Source organism: Variovorax sp. Varisp53 (assembly GCF_059491555.1).
Window position 1 is genome coordinate 1024701 of record NZ_CP168512.1, and the last position, 19947, is coordinate 1044647.

The window sequence follows — 19947 nt, forward strand, 5'->3', positions numbered from 1 at the left end:
GCGGGCTTGCTGCTGTTGCTCATCGCGCCGCGGGCAGCGCCATGACGATGGTGCCGTCCCAGCGGACCTGCGGCGTCGTCGGCGCATCCTTGCCACCGGAGGGCGGTGGTGGCGCTCCGGCGGGTGCGCGCGTCAGATGGACTTCGCGCGGCACCGCATGCGCGTTGCCGCGGGCCTGGCCGAGCCATTGGGCGACGCTGGCCGCGGGCGCCGCGCGCAGCGAGACGGTGGCGGCGCCGTCGCCGCCGGCCGTCATGAGCTGCGCGTTGCCGGCGCCGAGGCTGTCGCGCACCGAGGCCTCGGTGCGCGCGGAGCGCGTCGTCGCGGTTCAGGCGCGGTTGCGACTGCAGCGCCTTCGCGCGGTTCTGCAGGGTGGCCATCTGCTGCAGCTGCGCGTCGAGCTGCGCGTGTTCGGCCGGCGCCGCGGCCAGCGTGCGCAGCGCGGGGGCGAGCGCGATCCACCACAGCAACGCCAGCGCCACGAGTGCGGCGGCGGCGGCGACCATGCGGCGCTCGCGCGCTTCGAGGGTGGCCCAGCGGGCCTTGAGCTGTTCGCTGAAATTCATCGGTTGGCCTCGGCCTGTGCCTGCACGAGCAGCAGGTCGCCTTCGGTACGCACGTTGTAGCCGCGCGGCGCCATTGCGCCGGTGATCTGCGACACCTCCGAGGGCTGCAGCCCGAGGCCGCGCAGGCGCAGTTGGCCGGCGCTGAAGTCGACGGCGCTCGGCACCTTGCCGGGCGGGAGGGCGGCGGCGAGCGCGCCGACCATGGGTTCGAAGTCGCTGCCCGCCACGTCGCCCACGGCCTGCTGCAGCGCGGCGACTTCGCGCTGCATCTGAAGCGGCGCGTCGACCACGATCTTCACCGAGGGGAAGGTCTGCGTCAGCATGGTCTTGGCGGCCTGGCGTTTCGATTCGAGCGCATTGCGCTCCTTCCAGGCCCAGGCGTTGAGGCCGATCAATTGGGTGAGCAGCAACACGACCACGCCCCAGCGCGCAGCGCGCCACTCCGGCGCATGGCGCAGCGTCTGCAGCACCGATGCGAATTTCTTGCCGGCGCGCGCGCGGCCGGTCGCGGCGAGGTCGAACTGCGCGAGCTCCCAGGGCGTGCGCGCGGCCTGCAGCCAGCGCTGCGGCGATTTCACGATGGGCACGCGGCGTTCGAGCAGATGCTCGGCCGCCTCGGCCACAGCGGGCTCGGTGGTGATGACGGCGGTGTCCAGCGGCAGGCTGCCCGACAGCGCCAGCCCCGCGCCGGCCAGCGGCAGCGAGACCACGCCGTCGGCATCGCACACCGTGAGCTGCGGCGCCTCGGGCTCGCCCGTGACCAGCAGCAGCGGCGGGCCGTCGGCCGGCTGCGGCGCGAATTCGGGAACGATGCGCACCACGCGCCGCCCGGCCGCTTCGAGCCCTTGCACGACGCTGCGCAGCCAGATGCGGTTGCAGGCCGCAACCCACACGGGCGCGCCGGCCTTGGCGTCGGGTTCGAGCGCGAAGTGCAGGACCTCGGGTTCGTCGAGCAGGTGTTCTTCGAGCAGGCCGTCAAGCACCGCACGCAGCTTCGATGCGCTGCCCATGCTGCCCTTGGGCAGCGTGACGCGGTGCCACGAGAGCGCGGCGGAAGGAATGCCGAGCATGACCTCCGCGCCCGAGGGCAGGAGCGTCAGCAACGCGCGGCCCTGGCTGCGCAACGCAATGCCGTCGTCGCCTGCCTGGGCCCAGTCGTACTCGCCCGCGGCATCGGCCGGAGGGAGGGGGGCAATGAGCAGCAGGGGGGTCATGTGGGTCTTGGAAAAGCCGGTGATTGTAGGTGGGGGCTGACAGGTTGGCGCTCTTGTTTCGATAGCGTGTCGCGCAGGTGTGACGCGTGTCGGAAGGCTTTTTGTCTACAAATAGTGCATCGGAATCAGGGTTTGACCGGGGTGTTCGTTGCGCCGGCGCCGCGGGTGCGCCAGATCGTCGTTACCGTGACACCGCTGCGCTGTAGAAGAGAGCGCTCCTCGACGTAGGTGCGGTCGAGCCGCAGCTTGCCGTAGACCTCGAAATACTGCGTGCCCACGCCGTGCTGCGCCGCGTTGAAGGGCGCGCTGCCACTGGGTAGCGCGGCGTTGGCGGCGGCAATGTCCTTGAAGAAGGCGCGCGCGCGGCGCTCCACCAGCTGGCGCGCGCTGGCGATGTTGAGCGACTCCATGCTGGCGCTGATGGCCTCGGCGCTCGCGGTGTTGAGGTTGAGCGTGGTCTTCACCGGCAGGATCGTCACGTATGGTTCGAGCGCGGCGGCGGTCGAGGACGATAGCCCGAGCCACACCAGTTGCGAGACTTGCTGCGGCATCAGCGGCGCGGCGCCGGAATCGCCGCTGCTGCCGTCGGTCGCGGTGCCCGTGGCAAGGGCCGCTGCGAGGCCCGTGGTCATCCGGCTCAACTCCGACGCCGGCAGGCCCAGCAGGTTGAACAGCCGGGTGAAGGTGGCGACGCTCGCGGGCACCGGCTTGCCGTTGTCGACCAGCGAGAGCACGTTGAGCTTGGACTGCGCATCGACGATGCGGCCAGAGAGAAAGGCATCGGGCAGCCCTTCGAGGCTGTCGCTCGACACGTTCTTGTCGGCGGACAGGAAGCTCGTGAGCCGTGCTTCCTCGAGCGGCACGGCCCAGGGCTCCGCCAGGTGGTCGGGGCCGCCGGTGCGGCCATCTTCGCCGAGGATCAGACGCGACCAGTCGAGCGCGCCGACCAGCACCCAGGCGGCCTGCACGCGCGCGCGCTCGGCGCCTTCGACTTCGGCCGCCCGCCATTGCTGCCACAGCGCCGCGGCGGCGAAGGTGGCCACCAGCATCACGGTCAGCATCGCGGCGAGCAGGGCGGCGCCGGCCTGGTGCTTTTTCTTGTTCGCTGCCGTCATGACGATTTCGGCGCCCCCACGGTCGGCCTGACCCAGTCGCGCGTGAGCGTGCCCGCGAGGCCGTCGCCGGGCGGCAGCGTGATGACGAGGCGCACACCGTCCGGCATGGCGACGACGGGGCCCGCGGGGTTGTTGGGGTTGGGCGCGGCGGTGGGCAACTGGCCGGCAGGCGCCCAGACGTTGTCGCGGAAGTAGTAGAGCTGCCAGCTGCTGGCCGGCACCAGCGGCACGTCGTTGTAGCCGCCCGAACCCGAGCCGCCGTCCTGCGCCCAGGCGGCCGCGAGGTTCCAGGCCTGCTGCCAATCGCCGCGCGTGGTGAAGGGCTGCGACTGCCAGCGCCGCCAGCGCACGCCGTCGGGGCCGGACTTCAGCGTCCAGGCCACCACTTGCACCGATGGCGCCGCATCGTCGCTGCCGCGGCGCGTGAGCCGCAGCGCGCGGCCGTCCCAGTCGATCGGGCGGGTCTGCGCGAGCGGGGTCACGGCATCGAGGTCGGCGCCCCACTGCGCGAGCGTGGCCTGCAGCGTGAGGACAGCGTCGGCGCGCTGCTGGTTCTGCAGGGTGGCGCGCGACATGCTGTCGAGCCCGCGCCAGCTCACGAGCGAGAGCAGCGCCATCACGGCGATGGCCACGAGCAGCTCGATCAGCGTGAAGCCGCGCGGTGCGGTGGCGTTGGCGCGTTGCATCAGTACCGGCCCACCACGGTGGAGATGCGCAGGATCGGCGCGTCGGCTTCGTCGCGCACCTGCACGTCGACACGGCGGAAATTCGGGTTCAGCGTGGCGACGGTCGAGATGGTCACGTTGAACGAGACGCCGGCCTGCAGGCAGATCGACCCGGAGTCGCCGATCGCCGGCATCTGCCGCGAGAGGCGAGCCTTGGCGAGTTCGTTCTCGGCGCACAGGTCGGCCAGCACGAGGTCGGACTGGCGCTGCGCATTGCGCGTGAGCGACATGGTGGCCTGCGAACCCGCGGCCAGTGCCAGCGCGACGATGCCGAGCGCGATCAGCACTTCGATCAGCGTGAAGCCGCCGGCGCGCGGGGACGAAGCAGGGCGCCGCGAGTTCATTGCACCGCCGAGACGGTGAAGGGGCGAACCCCGTCGGTCGCGATGCGCAGCGCGCGTGCGGGCGGCCCCTCGGAATGGAGCACGACCTGCTGCGCCGCGATGATCGGATCGGGCCCTAGTTGCAGCGCCGGAACCGGCGTGCCGTTGGAAAGCGCGGCCTGTGCGGTGATGCCCTCGGCGGCCCATCCGCTGGGCAGCGCACCCGGCGGAAGGCCGTCGAACACGAAGCTGCCTTCGACCGGCCGCCACCGCACCACGATGCCGCTGGCGCGCGACTGGGCGCGGGCCGATTCGAGCAGGGCGGCGAGCCGGTCGGCCTCGCGGTCGAGCTTGGCGGCGCTGGTGTCGCGTATCGCGAAGCTCACGGCGGCAGTGGCCATCGCGATGATGGCGATCACCACGATCAGCTCCAGCAGCGTGAAGCCGCTGGCCGGGCGGGTGTGGCGGCGTGGGAACCGGTTGCGGCGCGGCGCGCCAGTGCGGCTATTGCCAGCTGCCGATGTCGGCATTCTTGCCCTCGCCGCCGCTCTGGCCGTCGGCGCCGAAAGAGAGCACGTCGATCTCGCCCTTGATGCCCGGATTCATGTACTGGTACGGATGGCCCCAGGGGTCGTTGGGCAGCTTCTCCACGTAAGGCTTCCAGTTGGGCGCGGCAGGGCCGGTGGTCGGACGCGTGAGCAGCGCCTGCAGTCCCTGCTCGGCGGTGGGGTAGCGCTGGTTGTCCAGGCGGTAGAGCTTGAGCGCCTGCATCAGGTTGTTGATGTCGGTCCGGGCGGCCGTCACGCGGGCGTCGTCGGCGCGCTCGATCACGTTCGGCACGATCAGCGCCGCCAGCACGCCGATGATGACCAGCACCACCATCAGTTCGATCAGCGTGAAGCCGCGTTGGGCGGTGCGGGTGGCGGCTCGAAGGAGTTTGTTCATAGGTTGGGCGGACATGATTCGGAAGGCGCGCTGCATGATAATCCGCGGCCATGACAAGTCCTTACTCCGCCGCCCGCTGGCATGCCCCACTTGCTACGACCGGGCTTTGGGCGTTGGCGGCCGGCGCTGCCGTGTTCTGGGCGCTGCGCCTGGCTTCGCCGGCGCTGGCCGTGGCAGCGGCGGCAACGATGCCGCGGCCTTCGGTGGCGGCCGATTCGGATTCGGTGGCACGGCTGCTGGGCGTGCTGCCCGCGTCCCGTACGGCAGCGGTGGCGCCCGAGGCGGCCAGCCGTTTCGCCCTGTCGGGTGTGGTGGCAGACCCTTCGCAGCAGGGCGCCGCGCTGATCTCCATCGACGGCAAGCCGCCGCGGCCGTTCCGTGTCGGCTCGGCGGTCGGCGACAACTATGTGCTGCAGTCGGTGGGCCTGCGTTCGGCGACCATCGGCGCGCGGGCCGACGGGCCGGCGGCGTTCACGCTGCAACTGCCGGTGCGTGCGCCGATCAGCATTTCCAGCCCGGGGTTGCCGGCGGTGCCGATGGCTCTGCCGGCCGGGCCTCTGCCCGCGACGATGCCGGCCGTGGTGGCTCCGCCGCAATTGCAGCAGCAGCCACAGCAGCCGGCTGGCCCGTTGCAGCAGCCTGCAGCGATGGCGCCGCCGCCGCAGGCGCCCGCGCAGTAGCTTTTTTCAGGCCTGCAGGAACAGGCGGTACGCGGGGTTGGCCGTTTCCTCGACGTAGGGATAGCCCAGCGTTTCGAGGAAGGCGTCGAACTCGGCGGCTTCGCCGGCCGGCACCTGCAGGCCTACGAGGATGCGGCCGTAGTCGGCGCCCTGGTTGCGGTAGTGGAACAGGCTGATGTTCCAGTTCGGCCGCATCAGGCTCAGGAACTTGAGCAGCGCACCGGGACGCTCGGGAAACACGAAGCGCAGCAGGCGCTCGTCGTGCGCGAGGCCGGTGCGTCCGCCCACGAGGTGCCGTAGATGCTCCTTGGCGAGCTCGTCGTGCGTGAGGTCGAGCGCGTCGAAGCCGTGCTCGTTGAAGGTCTGCGCGATGACGGCCGACTCTCCGCGCGCCGAGGTCGTGAGACCGACGAACACGTGCGCCTTGGCCGCGTCGCTGATGCGGTAGTTGAACTCGGTCACGTTGCGCGGTGCGCCACCACCGCCCAACGCAGCTTCAGCATCGCTCGCGGGCATCTCGCCGATCAGTTCGCAGAAGCGGCGGAAGCTGCCGCGCTCCTCGGGAATGGTGACGGCGAACAGCGCCTCGCGTTCTTCGCCGACCTCGGCGCGTTCCGCGACGAAACGCAGCCGGTCGAAGTTCATGTTGGCGCCGCACAGGATGGCCGCGTAGGTCTCGCCGTGGCGGCCGTGCTGTGCAACGTATTCCTTGATGGCCGCGACCGCCAACGCACCCGCCGGTTCGACGATGCTGCGCGTGTCCACGAAGACGTCCTTGATGGCCGCGCACACGGCATCGGTGTCTACCGCGATGTATTCGTCGACCAGTTCGCTGGCGATGCGGAAGGTTTCCTCGCCGACCAGCTTGACGGCCGTGCCGTCCGAGAACAGGCCGACGTCGGGCAGGTTCACGCGCTGGTGCGCCGCGACCGATTGCATCATCGCGTCGGAGTCGTTCATCTGCACGCCGATCACCTTGATCTCGGGACGCACGGCCTTGATGTAGTTGGCCACGCCGGAGATCAGGCCGCCTCCGCCGATCGCGACGAACACGGCATCGAGCGGGCCCTGGTGCTGCCGCAGGATTTCCATGGCGATGGTGCCCTGGCCGGCAATGACGTCGGGGTCATCGAAGGGATGCACGAAGGTCAGGTTTTGCTGGGCCTGCAATTCGAGTGCGTGCAGATAGGCATCCGAATAGCTGTCGCCGTGCAGCACGATTTCGCCGCCGAAGCCGCGCACCGCATCGATCTTCAATTTGGGTGTGGTCACCGGCATCACGATCACCGCGCGCGTGCCGAGCTTGCGTGCACCCAATGCAACGCCTTGCGCGTGATTGCCGGCCGATGCGCAAATAACGCCGCTCGCCAATTGCGCAGCACTCAGGTGCGCCATCTTGTTATAGGCGCCGCGCAGCTTGAAGCTGAAGACCGGCTGCTGGTCTTCGCGCTTGAGCAGCACGGTGTTGCCCAGCCGTTCGCTGAGCGCGCGCGCTTTCTCAAGTGCGGACTCGACGGCAACGTCGTAGACCCGGGCGTTGAGAATTTTTCTGAGATAGTCGGCGGGCGTCAGCGCCGGATTAACAGGTGCATTGCGCACGGTTTTTTCCAAGGGAGTTTTCATTTGCTAACTGTCGATGATAAGAGGCATCGGGATTGCATGCGGGTATGACATGGACACAAATGTCATAAACCTCTTCAGCAACGCCCCAGCTGCAAATGATTCAGGTTTTTTTGGACGCACCTGTCCGCCGGCCCCTGTGGCCGCCAATCAGTTCACAATTGAAAAAAATCTGTTATCAATTTCTGTCAGTGATCTTTCGAAAGGGCTGATGCAGGCCGAGGCCGCGCGGGTTCGGCGAAACGAAATCGGCCGCCCCACGTGGCAGGTGATGGGCAACAGATTGCGTGCGCACATCGTTCCGTTGCTGGGTGATGTGCCGGCGCAGTCGTTTGCAACGTCCGACGCACAACGCTTGATCGATCGCCTCGGAGAACAGGGCTTCAGCAGCACGACGATTGCGCAGTACCTCGTGCTGTTGCGCAAGGTGGTGATGCATGGCGTGCACATCGGCGTGCTTCGCGATGTGCCCGCATTCCCGAAGGTCAAGGTGCGCAGCCAGCCGCGCGGCAGCTTCAGCGTTGCGGAGTACCGGGCGATCATCAAGACCGCGCGCAGCTTGCGCGGGCACGCGCATCCGGTGCTCGCCCAGCTCGCGGCCGGCGAACGTTTCTGGATTGCGCGCGAACTGCTCGCCATGCCGGACGAACTGCCCTGGCTGATCCGCTGGATGGTGAACACCTTCGTGCGTCCGAGCGACATCAAGCTCATGAAGCACAAGCACATCGAGATCGTGCGGAGCAAGCATGTCTATTTGCGCATGAACCTGCCGGAGACCAAGCGGCACAGCCAGCCGATCGTGAGCCTGCGGCCGGCGGTGCGGGTCTACGAGTGCTTGCTCGCTCATCGCCGCGAACATGGCTTCGGCGCGGCGGACGACTATCTCTTCCTGCCGCAGTTGAAGAATCGCGAGCACGCGCTCGCCGTGCTCAACTTTCTTTTCCATTGGGTGCTCGAGGAGAGCGGTCTTGAAAAAGGACCGCTGGGCCAGTCGAGGACGCTCTACTGCCTGCGCCATACCGCCATCACGCTGCGACTGTTGTACGGCCAGGGAATCGACATGCTGACCTTGGCGCGCAATGCGCGAACGAGCGTCAACATGGTCGAACGTTTCTACGCTTCGGTTCTGAGCGGAGAAATGAATGTGGGGTTGCTGCAAAGCAGGCGCGGCCGCGCGAGTTGAGAGGAAAAGCCAAAAAGCCGCCCGGCATAAGCTGGGCGGCTTGACACTGAATCGACTCGAACTGGCTGCTGCCAGCATCGGATCAGACTCTGTCAGAAGGCGTGGCGGATGCCGAAGTCGTAGCCGGTGGAGGTCTTCGGGGTGAAGACGTTGGCTGCGTTGTTGTAGAAGACCGGGCCGCCAACCGTGTAGCCAGCGCCGTTCTTGTTGCTGATGCGAGCGATCGTTGCGTACAGGGCCGTGCGCTTCGACAGGTTGTGCACGTAGCCGAGTGCCAGCTTGTTGGCCTTCTTGTCCGGTGTGTCGAAGTACGGATTGTTGTCGTCCGTCTTGTACTTCACTGCCGAATACGATGCCCGGATCAGGCCGGCACCCACGGGGGCCGTCACACCCACCAGCCAGCCGTTGAGCTTGTCCGGTGCCACGGCGGCCGGCCGGACGAAGAAGTCGCCGTCAATGTCGATTTTCCTCTTGGCTCGAGACAGTTCGCCGAAGAGCTTCACGGGGCCGAAGTCATATGAAGCGCCCAGGTTCAAGGTGTTGACCTTGGTGGTCGTGCCGGCGTAGTAGTTGTCGCCAACGGTGCTGCTGCCATAAGCCAGCGCAACGTCCAGGGGGCCGTTTGCGTAGCCGAAGCGGCCGCCGACGTAGCGGCCGGTGCGCGAATTGTTGATCACAGGAGGCGTGGCCACACCAGGAGCCGAGCCGGGGCTGTACTTGTCCTTTTCGTGGAAGCCGTACTGCAATTGGCCGTAGAAACCACCGAGGTTCGGCGGCAGGAAGTAGCCGATAGTGTTGCTGGCGCGGGTCGGGTTGCCAAAAGCGCTGGTGGCCGTTTGGACCAGGTTCGTGCCGACGCCGCTGGTACCGAACGGGTCGAACACGGTGTTGTTCCAGAACGTCGGGGTGTAGTCGCGGCCGAGGCGGACTTCGCCGAAGCCTCCCGACAGGCTCACGGTCGAACGGCGGGAGAAGGTGGCAACACCTTCCGAGCCGTCGTCGTTCTTGATCGGAGCTTCGAGCCAGAAGCTGGCCGCCAGACCACCGCCGAGGTCTTCCGTACCACGGAAGCCCAGTTTGCTGGCGTTGTAGGCCGAGTTGGCCAGTTCACGGCGGCTGACCCTGACGCTGCCCTGGTTCACGTAGAACGGGTTGTAGGCAACCGGGAAGCCGAGGGCGTTGTACGTCACGCCGTTGTTCAGGTCACGCGAGCTGTTCGAGTACCCGCTGATCGACGCGTCGACCACACCAAACAGCGTGACGTGCGACTGAGCCGAGGCAACACCGGCAACAGCCAGGGCAGCCAGAGCAACTGCCCTTTCGGCGCGAAACCTAGAGTGGCGCCGAGCCGGCCAGGGGCTGAAAAGAAAAAAGCCCCGAGCTTTGCAGCTCGGGGCTAAATCCACCAATTGGAAGGGTGGAGGAGACAACTGGGTGCGCACAACCGGGCGCGCAATGAAATAAAGTATATCGACTGTTTGTTGCGTTGCAACAAGCGAGTGATGCTTTTCCCACACACAAAGGGAGGCCGGCGTGTATTTTTGCCCGGCATCCCAGACTTGGAGCCCCGAAAACCATGGAATGCACAGTGAGTTGGACCGGTGACACAGGCACGCGATCGGCCATGGGCTTCGTTGCCGAGACGGGCAGCGGCCACGTCCTGATGATGGACGGCGCCCCCGATGCCGCGAAACCCGAGAACGGTGGCCAGAACCTCGCCGCACGGCCGATGGAGACCGTTCTTGCCGGCACCGGGGGATGCACCGCCTACGACGTGGTGCTGATACTGAAGCGCGGACGCCATCGCGTCGAGCGCTGCAGCGTCAAGCTGACCAGCGAGCGCGCGGAAAAGGACCCCAAGGTCTTTACGAAGATCCACATGCACTTCACCGTGGCGGGCAAGGGAATTCCGGCCTCCGCCGTGGAGCGCGCCGTTGCGTTGAGCCACGAAACCTACTGCTCCGCCAGCATCATGCTGGCGAAGACTGCCGAGATCACCACCAGTTTCGATCTGATCGAAACTTGAGCGAATGGCCTAGATGCGGTGCGCTACCGTGGTCATCACGCGGGAAGCCACGCGCATCAGGGCCTTGGCTGGCGCCGGGAGTTCCGCTGCGCCGGCGTTGACAGCCTGCGACGCGTGGCGGGCTTCGTCGAGCTTCATCTGCTCGACCACTGCCTTGGAGGCGCTGTCTGCGGGCGGGAGGCGGCCAAGGTGGCTTTCCAGGTGGGCCTCCACCTGACGCTCGGTTTCCGCAACGAACCCCAGGCTCAGCGGGTCCCCGAGGCGGCCCGCAACCAGACCGAAGCCGAAGGCGCCCGCATACCAGAGAGGGTTCAGGAGCGACGGGCGTGCGCCCAGTTCGTCCAGACGCTGGCGGGTCCAGGCCAGATGATCGGTCTCCTCATGCGCCGCCTCGATGAAATGGGCGCGCAGCGCAGGGTCCCGCGCCACGGCCGCCTGGGCCGTGTAAAGCGCCTGTGCACAGACTTCGCCGACGTGGTTCACCCGCATCAGCGCGCCGGCCTCCCGGCGTTCCACTTCACTCAGTTCGCTGGGCGCCAATGAGGGGGCGGGCGTTGCCCGCGTGGCGTGGGGGCGCGCGAAAAGGGTGCGCAACGCCGCGTCTGCCGCGGTCAGGACGGAGTCGATCATGAGCGTCATGCGCCTATTTGAACGCACATGCGAAATGCCATGCGGAAGCCTTGTCATATTTCACATGGTGGTGTGTGGCGAGGCCTAAGTCCTTTGTTGCAGGCGTGCAACGAAACGCGCGGGCCATCCAAGATTTCGGGCGAATTGTTTTGCCCTGCCGCATCGGCTCTGGTGCAATAGCATCAACTTCCCAAAAGGAGGTTGGCCCGGGGTCCGGTGGGAGCACAAAAGTGCCAGTCACGGTGAGCCCTTCGCACCGGAGCCCTATGTTTAACCTTGGAGAAACTTGCAATGAAAAAATCTCTAGTTGCTCTGGCTGCCCTGGCTGTTGCCGGTGTTGCCTCGGCTCAGTCGTCCGTCACGCTGTTTGGTGTGGTCGACGCGTCGATCAGCGGCTATTCGAACACCGCCCGCGACAACCGCGCGACCGTGTTCCCCAACGCTTTCGGTATCCCCGTCTACCTGAACCAAGGTTCGGTCAAGACCAGCCGTCGTGAACTGGCTAACTCGGGTTACAACTCGAGCCGCATCGGCTTCCGTGGTACGGAAGACCTCGGCGGTGGCCTGGCAGCTAGCTTCTGGCTCGAAGCTCCGATCTCCAATGACGACGGCCAGCAAGGTATTGCGACGTTCGCTCGTCGTTCGACCGTGAGCCTGTCGGGTGGTTTCGGTGAAGTCCGCCTGGGTCGTGACTACACCCCGACGTTCTGGAACGACACCGTGTTCGATCCGTTCGGCACCAACGGCGTTGGCACCAACCTGGTTTCGACCGCCAACACCGCTTTCGGCAACTTCGGTACGCCCGCAGCTTCGACCGCTCCGTTCACCAACGTGGGTTCGAGCAACTACGTTCGCGCCAGCAACTCGATCGGCTACTTCCTGCCGCCGAACCTGGGTGGTTTCTACGGCCAAGTGCAATACGCCCTGGCTGAGAAGACCAAGTACGACTCGGGCATCTTCACGCCCGCTACGCTGAACTCGCAGCGTCAAGGCCGTTACATCGGTGGTCGCTTCGGCTACGCAAACGGTCCTCTGGACGTTGCGCTGGCTTATGGCAGCAGCACCGTTGGCGACGACTACTACGTCGGCACGACCACCAAGGTCAACACCCTGAACCTGGGCGCTTCGTATGACTTCGGTCCCGTGAAGCTGTTCGGTGAAGTGTCGAAGGCCAAGAACAAGATCGACTACGAAGTGACCCCGCTGGCTGGCGGCCGTCCCGACATCGATCTGACCGGCTACCTGCTCGGCGTGACCGTGCCGGTCGGCGCTGGCCTGATCCGCGCTTCGTGGTCGCACGTCAAGCTCGACACGAACACGCCTACCACGCTGTTCGCTGTGAACACGCCTGATCCCAAGGCCAACAAGATCGCTCTGGGCTACGTGCACAACCTGTCGAAGCGCACGGCTCTGTACGCAACGATCGCTCGCGTCAGCAACAAGAACGGCGCTGGCTACACGGTTGGCGGCCCGGCCTTCTACAACAACGCAGCTGGCGCCTTCACCCCGAAGAGCTCCACCGGCTACGACTTCGGTATCCGTCACGCTTTCTAATTTGACGCTGGCGTAAGCCAGCTTCGAATCAAAAGCTCAAAAGCCACTCGACGAAAGTCGAGTGGCTTTTTTCGTTCGGGCGCGATCATCGCGAATCATGTTGGCAAAGAGCACCATCTGCGTGCACCCCCGGGGAATCACCGTGCGGGCACGCACCTTGCACTGCTAGCATGCCCGTTCACTTTGTTTGCTGAATGATCGCTTTTGTATTGCGCCGTTTGATCCAGGCCGTGATCGTGATGATCGCGGTCGCGTTCATCGCCTTCCTCCTCTTTCAATATGTTGGCGACCCTGTCGTGTTTCTGCTGGGGCAGGACGCCAAGCCCGAACAGATCCGCGAGCTGCGCTCCGCATTGGGGCTCGACCAACCCTTCTTCGTGCAGTTCGGGCACTTTCTTGTCAACGCTGCACAAGGCGAGTTCGGCCTGAGCCTGCGCCAGGGCGCGAAGGTCTCGCGGCTGATCGGCGAACGCTTTCCCGCCACGCTCGAACTGGCACTCGTGGCGGCGGTGCTGGCGTTGTTCATCGGCATTCCGATGGGCGTGTACACCGCGCTGCGCCGCGGCACCTTCATGAGCCAGGTGTTCATGACCGTGTCGCTGCTCGGCGTTTCGCTGCCGACCTTCCTGATCGGCATCCTGCTGATCCTCGTCTTCGCGGTCACGCTGGGCTGGTTCCCGAGCTTCGGCCGCGGCGAGACCGTGACATTCGGCTGGTGGACCAGCGGCCTGTTCAGCGCCGACGGCTGGCACCACATCGTGCTGCCGGCGGTGACGCTGGCGATCTTCCAGCTCACGCTGATCATGCGGCTGGTGCGCGCCGAGACGCTCGAGGTGCTGCGCACCGACTACATCAAGTTCGCGCGCGCACGAGGCCTGTCGAACCGCGCCATCCACTTCGGCCATGCGCTCAAGAACACGCTGGTGCCGGTGATGACCATCACCGGCCTGCAGCTCGGCGGCCTGATTGCCTTTGCCATCATCACCGAGTCGGTGTTCCAGTGGCCCGGCATGGGCCTGCTGTTCATCCAGGCCGTGACCTTCGCCGACATCCCGGTGATGGCGGCCTACCTGTGTCTCATTGCCTTGATCTTCGTGGTGATCAACCTCGTGGTCGACCTGCTGTATTTCGTGGTCGATCCGCGGCTGCGCGTGGGCAAGGCGGGAGGTCATTGACATCATGACGGCAACCACATCCACGGCCCCGCGCCTCAAGGCTTCCGGACGCGCGTTCGCGCACATCGCGAACTTCTACCCCGAGATCACCGCTTTTCGCCGCGACCTGCACGCACACCCCGAACTTGGCTTCGAAGAGGTCTACACATCCGGCCGCGTGCGCGAGGCCCTGCGCGCCTGCGGCGTCGACGAGATCCACGAAGGCATTGGCAAGACGGGCGTGGTCGGTGTCATCCGCGGCCGTTCGACCGCCAGCGGCCGCATGATCGGCCTGCGCGCCGATATGGACGCGCTGCCGATGCGCGAGGACAACGACTTCGGCTGGCGCTCCGCCAGCGACGGCCTGATGCATGGCTGCGGCCACGACGGCCACACCGCAATGCTGGTCGGTGCCGCGCGCTACCTGGCCGAGACGCGCGACTTTGACGGCACTGCAGTGCTCATCTTCCAGCCCGGTGAGGAAGGCTTCGCTGGTGCACGCGTGATGATCGAGGACGGCCTGTTCGACCGCTTCCCCGTCAACGCCGTCTACGCGATGCACAACTGGCCCGCCATGCCGGCCGGCACCGTGGGCATCAACCGCGGCGCGATGATGGCCGCGGCCGATCGCGTGACCATCGAGATCAAGGGCAAGGGCGGTCACGGGGCGCATGCCTACCAGACCATCGACCCCGTGATCGTCGCGGCGCACATCATCACCGCGGCCCAGACCATCGTTTCGCGCAACGTGCGCCCGATCGACGCGGCCGTCGTCAGCATCTGCGCGATGCAGGCCGGCGACCTCGGCGCGATGAGCGTGGTGCCCGGCGAGGCCACGCTGGTCGGCACGGTGCGCACCTTCAGCGCACGCGTGCAGGCGCAGGTCGAGCAGCGCCTGACCGAACTGTGCACGGCCATCGCAGGCGGCTTCGGCGCGACCGCCACGATCAAGTACGAGCGCATCTACCCGGCCACCATCAATACCGCGCCCGAGGCCATGTTTGCGGCCGACGTGGCCGAGTCGCTGGTGGGCGCAAAGAACGTCGAGCGCAGCATGGAGCCCAGCATGGGCGCCGAAGACTTCTCCTTCATGCTGCAGAAAAAAGCGGGCGCCTACCTGCGCATCGGGCAGGACGTGCGCGAAGGCGCCTTCCTGCACAACAGCCGCTACGACTTCAACGACGAGATCCTGCCGCTCGGTGCCGCGCTGCATGCGGGCCTGATCGAGCAGGGCATGCCGCTTTCCGCTACCCGCGGTGCGCGGCCAGAGAAAGCCGCCGCCACCGCGGCGACGTGATGTGTTTGATTCCAACCCGAGGAGTGTTCCCATGAGTTTCAAGAAGAATGTGGCCGCGGCCGCCGTTTTGTGCGCGCTGGGCGCCGTCAGCCTGGTCGCCGGCGCGCAGACCATCCGTGTTGCAAACCAGGGTGACGCGCTATCGCTCGACCCGCACTCGCTCAACGAATCGCTGCAGCTGAGCACCACGGCCAACGTGTATGAAACGCTGGTCGGGCGCAACAAGGACCTGAGCGTCGCGCCGCTGCTCGCCACGAGCTGGAAGCAGACCTCGCCCACCGTGTGGCGCTTCGAATTGCGCAAGAACGTGCAGTTCCACGACGGTACGCCGTTCACCGCCGACGACGTTCTCTTCAGCTTCGCGCGCGCATCGGGCGACGGCTCGGACATGAAGTCCAACACCACCGACATCAAGGAAGTGCGCAAGGTCGACTCGCACACCATCGAGATCGAGACCAAGGGTCCGTTCCCGATCCTCCCCGACGTGATCACGCAGCTCATGATCATGAGCAAGAAGTGGTGCGAGGAAAACAAGGCCGTCACGCCCGTGGACCGCCGCAAAGGCATCGAGAACACCGCCTCGTTCAAGGCCAACGGCACCGGCCCGTACCGCGTGCGCGAGCGCCAGCCGAACGTGCGCACGGTCTTCACGCGCAATCCGACCTACTGGGGCAAGATCGAAGGCAACGCGCAAGAGATCATCTTCACGCCGATCGCCAATCCGGCCACCCGCGTCGCCGCGCTGATCTCGGGCGAAGTCGACGTGATGGAACCCGTGCCGGTGCAGGACATCGCGCGCGTCAACGCCAGCCCGACGGCGCGCGTCATCGCCGGCCCCGAGCTGCGCACGATCTTCCTGGGCATGGACCAGAAGCGCGACGAACTGCTCTACTCGAACGTGAAGGGCAAGAACCCGTTCAAGGACAAGCGCGTGCGCCAGGCCTTCTACCAGGCCATCGACATCGCCGGCATCCAGCGCACCGTGATGCGCGGCGCCTCGCGTCCGACCGGTCTGATGGTCGGCCCCGGTATCAACGGCTGGACCGAAGCCCAGGACAAGCGCTTGCCGCTCGACGTCGAAGGCGCCAAGAAGCTGCTGGCCGACGCCGGCTATCCGAGCGGCTTCGAAGTGACCATGAACTGCCCGAACGACCGCTACGTGAACGACGGCCAGATCTGCCAGAGCGTGGCGGCGAACCTGGCGAAGATCGGCGTCAAGATCAACCTCGCGGCCGAGACCAAGGGCACCTACTTCCCCAAGGTGCTGCGCCGCGACACCAGCTTCTACATGCTGGGCTGGACCCCGACCACCTACGACTCGCACAACGCGCTGACCGCGCTGATGGCCTGCCCCGACGACAAGACCGGCGCCGGCCAGTTCAACCTGGGCGCGTACTGCAATCCGAAGCTCGACGAGCTGACGAAGAAGATCCAGTCGGAAACCGACAAGACCAAGCGCGACGCGATGATCAAGGAAGCCTTCGACATCCACACCGCCGACATCGGCCACTTGCCGCTGCACCAGCAGACGCTGGCCTGGGGTGTCAGCAAGAAGGTGTCGCTCACGCAAATGGCCGACAACTACATGCCCTTCAAGTGGATGAGCATCAAGCCATAAGGATGCCTGCCCCCGGCTTTTCACTCCGCTGCGCTGCGTGTAATTCGCCACCCCCCGGGGGGGTGGCACGGCCGCCTTGGGGCGGCCCGGCGGCGGCCTTACGCGGATTGGCCTCACGATGAAAAAAACACTAGCCCGCTGGCTCGACAGCGATGTCGGCTACAGCTTCCGTACCTCGCCCGTGGCCATCGTCGCGGCGCTGATCGCGCTGGCCTGCGTCATCTGCGCGGTGTTCGCCGGCTGGGTGTCGCCGCACAACCCCTTCGACCTGGCCACGCTCGAACTCGGCGATGCGCGCCTGCCGCCCGCATGGAGCGCCGAAGGCTCTTCCAAGTACCTGCTCGGCACCGACGACCAGGGCCGTGACATTCTCTCGGCCGTGATCTACGGCGCGCGCATCTCGCTGATCGTCGGCCTCGTGTCGGTGGCGTTGTCGCTCGCCGTCGGCGTGGTGCTGGGCCTGTTGGCCGGTTTCTTCGGCGGCTGGCTCGATTCCTTCCTGATGCGCGTGTGCGACGTGATGCTGTCGTTCCCGCCCATCCTGGTGGCGCTGCTCATCGCCGGCGTCGGCCGCGCGCTCTTTCCCGGCGCGCACGAGTCGCTGGCCTTCGGCGTGCTGATCATCTCCATCTCGCTGACCGGCTGGGTGCAGTACGCGCGCACGGTGCGCGGCTCCACGCTGGTGGAGCGCAACAAGGAGTACGTGCAGGCCGCGCGCGTCACCGGCGTGGCGCCGTTGCGCATCATGCTGCGCCACGTGCTGCCCAACGTGATGGGGCCGGTGATGGTGCTGGCCACGATCCAGGTCGCGACCGCGATCATCACCGAGGCCACGCTCTCGTTTCTCGGCGTCGGCGTGCCGCCGACCTCGCCTTCGCTGGGCACGCTCATCAGCATCGGCAACCAGTACCTGTTCTCGGGCGAATGGTGGATCACGGTGTTTCCGGGCCTGATGCTGGTGCTGATCGCACTCAGCGTGAACCTGCTCGGCGACTGGCTGCGCGACGCGCTCAACCCGCGACTCAGATGATCACCCCCCAGTCTGCGCGCACTTCGTGTCGCTTCGCCAACCCCCTTGCAGGGGGCAACACCTGCGGCCCGGCAAAGCCGGTTCCGCGGTGTTCCTGATATGTCACCCCGTGGAGTTCGGTGGAAGGTAGCGCCATGAGCTTGCTGCAAGTCAAAGACCTCGTCGTCGAATTTCCAGGCCGCCGCGGCACGCTGCGCGCGCTCGACCGCATTTCCTTCGACATCGCGCCTGGTGAAATCCTCGGCGTGGTGGGCGAATCGGGCGCCGGCAAGTCACTCACGGGCGCGGCCATCATCGGCCTGCTCGAACCGCCGGGCCGCGTGGCCAGCGGCGAGATCGTGCTGGACGGCCAGCGCATCGACAACCTCGGCTTCGATGCGATGCGGCCGATTCGCGGCCGCAAGATCGGCGCGATCTTCCAGGATCCGCTGACCTCGCTGAACCCGCTCTACACCGTGGGCCGGCAGCTGGTCGAGACCATTCGCGCGCACCTGCCTGTGTCGGAATCCGAAGCGCGCAAGCGGGCCATCGGCCTGCTGCAGGACACAGGCATCCCCGCCGCCGAGCAGCGCATCGACCACTTCCCGCACCAGTTCTCGGGTGGCATGCGGCAGCGCGTGGTCATTGCGCTGGCACTCGCAGCCGAGCCCAAGCTCATCGTGGCCGACGAGCCGACGACCGCGCTCGACGTGTCGATCCAGGCGCAGATCATCCAGTTGCTCAAGCAGGTGTGCAAGGACCGCGGCGCGGCGGTGATGCTGATCACGCACGACATGGGCGTGATCGCCGAAACCTGCGACCGCGTGGCCGTGATGTACGCAGGCCGCATCGCCGAGATCGGCCCGGTGCACGAGGTGATCCACCAGCCCGCGCATCCCTACACCTCGGGCCTGATGGCCTCGATTCCCGACATGACGAGCGACCGCGAGCGGCTCAACCAGATCGACGGCGCGATGCCGCGGCTCAATGCCATTCCCACCGGCTGCGCCTACAACCCGCGCTGCCCGCGCACCTTTGCGCGCTGCCTCGTCGAGCGGCCCGAGCTCATGCATGCCGGCGCCACGCGCGCCGCCTGCTGGCTGCACGACGCGACCGACCCGCACGTCGGCCAGGCCGAGATCGCGGCGAAGCACCACGATGCGCTGTCGGCCGGCGAACGCGCCGCGCCTGAAGCGGCCGAGCCTCTCGCGGAGGCGACGCGATGAGCGCCGCCGCGAATGAACCGCTCGTGGTCGCGCACGACCTCGCGCGCACCTTCGACGTCTCTCCACCCTGGCTCAACCGCGTGCTCGAACGCAAGCCGCGCGTGCTGCTGCATGCGGTCGACGGCGTGAGCTTTTCCATCGAGCGCGGCAAGACGCTCGCGCTGGTGGGCGAATCGGGCTGCGGCAAGAGCACCGTGGCGCGCCTGCTGGTGGGCCTGTACGCGCCCACGCGCGGTGGCCTGCAGTTCGACGGGCAGGACGCGCATGCCGCGTTCAAGACACCCGACGGCCGCAAGCTGCGCCGCCGTATCCAGATGATCTTCCAGGACCCCTACGCGAGCCTGAATCCGCGCTGGATCGTCGAGGACATCATCGGCGAGCCGCTGCGCGAGCACGGCATCCTGAGTGAGAAGGCCGCGCTGCGCGAGCGCGTGGGCGAGCTGCTCAAGTCGGTCGGCCTGTCGCCGCTGGACATGAGCAAGTATCCGCACCAGTTCTCTGGCGGCCAGCGCCAGCGCATCTCGATCGCGCGCGCACTCGCCACGCAGCCCGAGTTCCTGGTGTGCGATGAGCCCACCTCCGCGCTCGACGTGAGCGTGCAGGCGCAGGTGCTCAACATCATGAAGGACCTGCAGCGCGAGCAGGGCCTGACCTACCTGTTCATCTCGCACAACCTTGCCGTGGTGCGCCACGTGGCCGACCAGGTCGGCGTGATGTACCTCGGCCGGCTGGTCGAGGTGGCCGACAAGCAGAAGCTCTTTGCCGAGCCGCGGCATCCGTACACGCGCATGCTGCTCGATGCCATTCCGCAGATGAAGCACACCGGGCGCTCGCGCACGCCGGTGCAGGGCGAGGTGCCGAACCCGCTGAACCCGCCGACGGGCTGCGCCTTTCATCCGCGCTGCCCGCATGCCAATGCGCGTTGTTCCTCGGAGCGGCCGAAGCTGCTGAGCATTGCGGGCGTTCAGGTGGCCTGCCACGCGGTGGAAGAGGGCCGCATCTAGCCGCTGAAAAGTGTGCGTTAAGGCACTGCACCGCATCGGGCGCTGCCGCACAGTGGGC

The 19947-nt window shown here is 66.6% G+C and carries 19 protein-coding genes and 1 pseudogene; 10 read left to right on the forward strand and 10 right to left on the reverse strand.

All coding sequences use genetic code 11. The features are described from left to right. Nucleotides 1–19: 19 nt before the first annotated feature. From ACEOAB_RS04555 to gspG, 7 genes and pseudogenes are all read right to left on the reverse strand, one after another. Nucleotides 20–566: pseudogene (locus ACEOAB_RS04555) on the reverse strand (type II secretion system protein M). After that, nucleotides 563–1780, reverse strand: coding sequence for a type II secretion system protein GspL (gene gspL / locus ACEOAB_RS04560; RefSeq protein ID WP_495653498.1), 1218 nt, complete (start codon nucleotides 1778–1780; stop codon nucleotides 563–565). Before gspL ends, ACEOAB_RS04555 begins: the two are co-directional and overlap by 4 nt. A gap of 125 nt (nucleotides 1781–1905) precedes the next feature. Further along, the gene (gene gspK / locus ACEOAB_RS04565; RefSeq protein WP_056594845.1) at nucleotides 1906–2895 is read right to left on the reverse strand and encodes a type II secretion system minor pseudopilin GspK; all 990 of its coding nucleotides are present in this window, start codon (nucleotides 2893–2895) and stop codon (nucleotides 1906–1908) included. After that, the gene (locus tag ACEOAB_RS04570; protein WP_495653499.1) at nucleotides 2892–3581 is read right to left on the reverse strand and encodes a PulJ/GspJ family protein; all 690 of its coding nucleotides are present in this window, start codon (nucleotides 3579–3581) and stop codon (nucleotides 2892–2894) included. Before ACEOAB_RS04570 ends, gspK begins: the two co-directional genes overlap by 4 nt. Further along, complete coding sequence (gspI, locus tag ACEOAB_RS04575; RefSeq protein ID WP_413751336.1) at nucleotides 3581–3964, reverse strand: type II secretion system minor pseudopilin GspI; 384 nt, start codon at nucleotides 3962–3964, stop codon at nucleotides 3581–3583. Before gspI ends, ACEOAB_RS04570 begins: the two co-directional genes overlap by 1 nt. Next, on the reverse strand, nucleotides 3961–4473 hold the full coding sequence (locus ACEOAB_RS04580) for a prepilin-type N-terminal cleavage/methylation domain-containing protein (protein ID WP_413751337.1): 513 nt from the start codon (nucleotides 4471–4473) through the stop codon (nucleotides 3961–3963). The genes gspI and ACEOAB_RS04580 overlap by 4 nt, the downstream gene beginning before the upstream one ends. Then, entirely contained in the window at nucleotides 4448–4888 is a 441-nt protein-coding gene (gene gspG / locus ACEOAB_RS04585; protein ID WP_042673496.1) for a type II secretion system major pseudopilin GspG, read from the reverse strand. The genes ACEOAB_RS04580 and gspG overlap by 26 nt, the downstream gene beginning before the upstream one ends. A 50-nt stretch (nucleotides 4889–4938) precedes the next feature. Between gspG and ACEOAB_RS04590 the strand changes: the two genes are divergently transcribed. Beyond that, the gene (locus ACEOAB_RS04590; protein ID WP_495653500.1) at nucleotides 4939–5568 is read left to right on the forward strand and encodes a type II secretion system protein N; all 630 of its coding nucleotides are present in this window, start codon (nucleotides 4939–4941) and stop codon (nucleotides 5566–5568) included. Between the two features lie 6 nt (nucleotides 5569–5574). Here ACEOAB_RS04590 and ilvA read toward each other — a convergent pair whose 3' ends face one another. Next, nucleotides 5575–7191: a threonine ammonia-lyase, biosynthetic gene (gene ilvA, locus ACEOAB_RS04595; RefSeq protein WP_056594836.1), complete on the reverse strand. Its 1617-nt coding sequence runs from the start codon at nucleotides 7189–7191 to the stop codon at nucleotides 5575–5577. A 49-nt stretch (nucleotides 7192–7240) separates the two neighbouring features. On the opposite strand from ilvA, the gene ACEOAB_RS04600 reads away from it, so the two are divergent. Then, complete coding sequence (locus ACEOAB_RS04600) at nucleotides 7241–8371, forward strand: site-specific integrase (protein ID WP_056594834.1); 1131 nt, start codon at nucleotides 7241–7243, stop codon at nucleotides 8369–8371. A gap of 92 nt (nucleotides 8372–8463) precedes the next feature. Here ACEOAB_RS04600 and ACEOAB_RS04605 read toward each other — a convergent pair whose 3' ends face one another. Continuing rightward, nucleotides 8464–9678, reverse strand: coding sequence for a porin (locus tag ACEOAB_RS04605; protein ID WP_413750080.1), 1215 nt, complete (start codon nucleotides 9676–9678; stop codon nucleotides 8464–8466). A gap of 269 nt (nucleotides 9679–9947) precedes the next feature. Between ACEOAB_RS04605 and ACEOAB_RS04610 the strand changes: the two genes are divergently transcribed. Beyond that, on the forward strand, nucleotides 9948–10397 hold the full coding sequence (locus ACEOAB_RS04610; RefSeq protein ID WP_056594832.1) for an OsmC family protein: 450 nt from the start codon (nucleotides 9948–9950) through the stop codon (nucleotides 10395–10397). 9 nt (nucleotides 10398–10406) lie between these two features. On the opposite strand, the gene coq7 is transcribed toward ACEOAB_RS04610, so the two are convergent. Beyond that, nucleotides 10407–11036, reverse strand: coding sequence for a 2-polyprenyl-3-methyl-6-methoxy-1,4-benzoquinone monooxygenase (coq7, locus tag ACEOAB_RS04615; protein WP_413750078.1), 630 nt, complete (start codon nucleotides 11034–11036; stop codon nucleotides 10407–10409). 282 nt (nucleotides 11037–11318) lie between these two features. On the opposite strand from coq7, the gene ACEOAB_RS04620 reads away from it, so the two are divergent. From ACEOAB_RS04620 to ACEOAB_RS04650, 7 genes are all read left to right on the forward strand, one after another. After that, nucleotides 11319–12581, forward strand: coding sequence for a porin (locus ACEOAB_RS04620; protein ID WP_056594830.1), 1263 nt, complete (start codon nucleotides 11319–11321; stop codon nucleotides 12579–12581). Between the two features lie 194 nt (nucleotides 12582–12775). Next, a complete protein-coding gene (locus tag ACEOAB_RS04625; RefSeq protein WP_413750079.1) occupies nucleotides 12776–13756 on the forward strand; it encodes an ABC transporter permease in 981 nt (326 codons plus the stop codon). A gap of 4 nt (nucleotides 13757–13760) precedes the next feature. Then, nucleotides 13761–15032: a M20 aminoacylase family protein gene (locus tag ACEOAB_RS04630; RefSeq protein WP_056594826.1), complete on the forward strand. Its 1272-nt coding sequence runs from the start codon at nucleotides 13761–13763 to the stop codon at nucleotides 15030–15032. A 31-nt stretch (nucleotides 15033–15063) separates the two neighbouring features. Further along, on the forward strand, nucleotides 15064–16650 hold the full coding sequence (locus ACEOAB_RS04635) for an ABC transporter substrate-binding protein (RefSeq protein WP_056594824.1): 1587 nt from the start codon (nucleotides 15064–15066) through the stop codon (nucleotides 16648–16650). Nucleotides 16651–16768: 118 nt separating this feature from the next. Continuing rightward, nucleotides 16769–17680, forward strand: a complete 912-nt coding sequence (locus ACEOAB_RS04640; protein ID WP_056509329.1) for an ABC transporter permease — start codon at nucleotides 16769–16771, stop codon at nucleotides 17678–17680. A gap of 134 nt (nucleotides 17681–17814) precedes the next feature. Then, nucleotides 17815–18885 carry an ABC transporter ATP-binding protein gene (locus tag ACEOAB_RS04645; RefSeq protein ID WP_495653501.1) on the forward strand — a complete coding sequence of 357 codons (1071 nt, stop codon included), beginning with the start codon at nucleotides 17815–17817 and terminating at the stop codon, nucleotides 18883–18885. Continuing rightward, nucleotides 18882–19889: an ABC transporter ATP-binding protein gene (locus ACEOAB_RS04650; RefSeq protein WP_056594822.1), complete on the forward strand. Its 1008-nt coding sequence runs from the start codon at nucleotides 18882–18884 to the stop codon at nucleotides 19887–19889. Before ACEOAB_RS04645 ends, ACEOAB_RS04650 begins: the two co-directional genes overlap by 4 nt. Nucleotides 19890–19947: the final 58 nt, after the last annotated feature.

What these genes read in the sequence shown, in the direction of transcription:
- gspL (WP_495653498.1), bottom strand. Translation starts at nt 1,780, where the DNA reads ATGACCCCCCTGCTGCTCATTGCCCCCCTCCCTCCGGCCGATGCCGCG.
- gspK (WP_056594845.1), bottom strand. Translation starts at nt 2,895, where the DNA reads ATGACGGCAGCGAACAAGAAAAAGCACCAGGCCGGCGCCGCCCTGCTC.
- ACEOAB_RS04570 (WP_495653499.1), bottom strand. Translation starts at nt 3,581, where the DNA reads ATGCAACGCGCCAACGCCACCGCACCGCGCGGCTTCACGCTGATCGAG.
- gspI (WP_413751336.1), bottom strand. Translation starts at nt 3,964, where the DNA reads ATGAACTCGCGGCGCCCTGCTTCGTCCCCGCGCGCCGGCGGCTTCACG.
- ACEOAB_RS04580 (WP_413751337.1), bottom strand. Translation starts at nt 4,473, where the DNA reads ATGCCGACATCGGCAGCTGGCAATAGCCGCACTGGCGCGCCGCGCCGC.
- gspG (WP_042673496.1), bottom strand. Translation starts at nt 4,888, where the DNA reads ATGAACAAACTCCTTCGAGCCGCCACCCGCACCGCCCAACGCGGCTTC.
- ACEOAB_RS04590 (WP_495653500.1), top strand. Translation starts at nt 4,939, where the DNA reads ATGACAAGTCCTTACTCCGCCGCCCGCTGGCATGCCCCACTTGCTACG.
- ilvA (WP_056594836.1), bottom strand. Translation starts at nt 7,191, where the DNA reads ATGAAAACTCCCTTGGAAAAAACCGTGCGCAATGCACCTGTTAATCCG.
- ACEOAB_RS04600 (WP_056594834.1), top strand. Translation starts at nt 7,241, where the DNA reads ATGGACACAAATGTCATAAACCTCTTCAGCAACGCCCCAGCTGCAAAT.
- ACEOAB_RS04610 (WP_056594832.1), top strand. Translation starts at nt 9,948, where the DNA reads ATGGAATGCACAGTGAGTTGGACCGGTGACACAGGCACGCGATCGGCC.
- coq7 (WP_413750078.1), bottom strand. Translation starts at nt 11,036, where the DNA reads ATGACGCTCATGATCGACTCCGTCCTGACCGCGGCAGACGCGGCGTTG.
- ACEOAB_RS04620 (WP_056594830.1), top strand. Translation starts at nt 11,319, where the DNA reads ATGAAAAAATCTCTAGTTGCTCTGGCTGCCCTGGCTGTTGCCGGTGTT.
- ACEOAB_RS04625 (WP_413750079.1), top strand. Translation starts at nt 12,776, where the DNA reads ATGATCGCTTTTGTATTGCGCCGTTTGATCCAGGCCGTGATCGTGATG.
- ACEOAB_RS04630 (WP_056594826.1), top strand. Translation starts at nt 13,761, where the DNA reads ATGACGGCAACCACATCCACGGCCCCGCGCCTCAAGGCTTCCGGACGC.
- ACEOAB_RS04635 (WP_056594824.1), top strand. Translation starts at nt 15,064, where the DNA reads ATGAGTTTCAAGAAGAATGTGGCCGCGGCCGCCGTTTTGTGCGCGCTG.
- ACEOAB_RS04640 (WP_056509329.1), top strand. Translation starts at nt 16,769, where the DNA reads ATGAAAAAAACACTAGCCCGCTGGCTCGACAGCGATGTCGGCTACAGC.
- ACEOAB_RS04645 (WP_495653501.1), top strand. Translation starts at nt 17,815, where the DNA reads ATGAGCTTGCTGCAAGTCAAAGACCTCGTCGTCGAATTTCCAGGCCGC.
- ACEOAB_RS04650 (WP_056594822.1), top strand. Translation starts at nt 18,882, where the DNA reads ATGAGCGCCGCCGCGAATGAACCGCTCGTGGTCGCGCACGACCTCGCG.